This is a genomic window from Mesorhizobium sp. B1-1-5 (genome assembly GCF_006443065.1).
In the GTDB taxonomy this organism is placed as follows: domain Bacteria; phylum Pseudomonadota; class Alphaproteobacteria; order Rhizobiales; family Rhizobiaceae; genus Mesorhizobium.
Map to the genome: position 1 here is coordinate 1 of NZ_VFWS01000499.1, position 1,208 is coordinate 1,208.

Here is a 1,208-nt window from a genome sequence, read left to right on the forward strand (position 1 = left end):
GGCGTGTGGCGCTGGTCAACACGCTCGGTATACCCTTCATCATCCATGGCCGCAGCGAAGGTTTCGATTTCGACTATCCCTATCTCGACATCGACAATGAGGGCGCCTTTCACGAGGCGGCGCGACTGCTCGTCCAGCTCGGCCACCGGCGGCTGGCGCTGATTAATGGCGATGACCGCGAAACCTTCGCCGTGCATCGCGAGCGAGGCGTGCGCCGGGCGCTCGCCGCGAGCGGCCTGACCTTGGGCGACCGCCATGTCTGCTCCGTTGCCATGACCGAGGAGAACGGCTATCGCGCCGCCCGGCGCCTGCTCGAACAGGACGGCGCGCCGACCGCGATCGCCTGCTCCAGCCTGATCATGGCGCTCGGCGTCGTGCGCGCCGTGCGCGACCTCGGCCTGAGCATCCCCGGCGACATCTCATTAATTGCACATGACGACGTCTTCCCATGGCTGAAGCCGGAGAATTTCTCCGTACCGCTGTCGACGACGCGCTCCTCGATCCGGCTCGCCGGCGCCCGCATCGCCGAGCGTCTGGCCGCACGGATATCGGGCCTGGAAGAGGGCCCGCGCGGCGAGGTCTGGCCGGTCGACCTGGTGATCAGGGGGTCGGTTGCCGGAGCGCCTGCCTAGGGTTAGAGCCAATCGCTCCGAGGGGCCGAGTTCGACCGCTTGCGGGCGTTGCCGGACGATCGATTGCAGTGTCATGGATAGTGGTCTGCCTGCACCGCGCTTGCTTTGGCTTTTAGAGGGTGGCAACCAGTAAGCCGAAGCCATCAACCAGCCCTCCTGGATGCCCACTTGCCCATATTCCCGTTCTCCGAAATGGATCCAATCCAACATCCTGGCCCACCGCCGAAGCGTTCGGAGGTGGTCATCATTGGTGGCGGCATTATCGGCGTAACGACGGCTCTTTTCCTGGCGGAGCGGAACATTCCGGTCACGCTGCTGGAAAAAGGCCGCGTTGCGGCCGAACAATCGTCCCGAAATTGGGGCTGGATTCGAAAGCAGGGGCGCGACGCAGATGAACTGCCAATTGTCATCGAGGCTTTTCGCCTATGGCGGCAACTGGCTGAGGAATGCGGCGAAGACATCGGGCTGGACCAGACAGGTGTGACCTATCTGGCGAACTCCGACAAGGACATGGCCGATTTCGAAGAATTCATGAAGATCGCCGCGATCCATGGGCTCGACACTCGCCTCCTGGAT

The 1,208-nt window shown here is 63.3% G+C and carries 2 protein-coding genes; both read left to right on the forward strand.

The window, feature by feature from the left end; all coding sequences use genetic code 11:
• The coding region (locus FJ980_RS32710; protein WP_181181399.1) for a substrate-binding domain-containing protein at nt 1-632 on the forward strand (632 nt) is incomplete at its 5' end.
• A 168-nt stretch (nt 633-800) separates the two neighbouring features.
• On the forward strand, nt 801-1,208 hold a 408-nt coding region (locus FJ980_RS32715; RefSeq protein WP_140547569.1), incomplete at its 3' end, for an FAD-dependent oxidoreductase.